Source organism: Oleiphilus sp. HI0132 (assembly GCF_001635845.1).
In genome coordinates this window covers 1-663 of record NZ_LWGJ01001390.1, presented here as the reverse complement: position 1 = coordinate 663, position 663 = coordinate 1, and the positions used below count along the sequence as shown (strand labels likewise).

Genomic DNA, 663 nt, shown 5'->3' with positions numbered 1-663 from the left:
GTGGTATCAATCAATCGGCGATAACACGCTGGCTGACGCCATCCTGGATCGACTAATGCACAACTCTCATCGCATTAAGATGAAGGGAGAATCAATGCGTAAAATCCGCTCAAAGTTGACGGATGGTGAACACTTAGGATAAAAAGACCAAGAACCCAATGCGCGAAAGATCAGGTGTTCACGATCGACCAGAATCCATGTTCACGTTCGGCGGAATATGCAACTCACAACCATTAATCTTCGAGTATATCGCTATCTGCTTCCAAATAGACCTTTTTGTAATGAAGATTTGAAACACCTCCATGCCAAGAACAAGTTCCCTTACCGTAAGAGGAAGATAACGTCCCGTCTTTACATCTACTGCCAGACAAAACATAGCGGTACTGCTGTTCTACATGATGCTCAATATCAAAAACAAGAAGAGCTAATGGCGTGCCTAACAATTTTCCCGTAAAGTATTAGAAGTCTGGAAAATAAAGAAGGTTTTGAAATTACTTATAAGGTTATAAAAGAAAATTGGTATGTAATATCGGGCATTAATAGGGCTAAGAATAATATCTTTTATTTTAAAGTACTAAAAGATAAAGACTGGGTGACTGGATATAATGAATTAAAATTTAATCTTGAGTATCCGTTAGATGATAAAAATAAATATAAATTATT

At 37.1% G+C, this 663-nt stretch carries 1 protein-coding gene; it reads left to right on the top strand.

The window, feature by feature from the left end; all coding sequences use genetic code 11:
- On the top strand, positions 1-142 hold a 142-nt coding region (locus A3766_RS29215), incomplete at its 5' end, for an ATP-binding protein (protein ID WP_197479668.1).
- Positions 143-663: the final 521 nt, after the last annotated feature.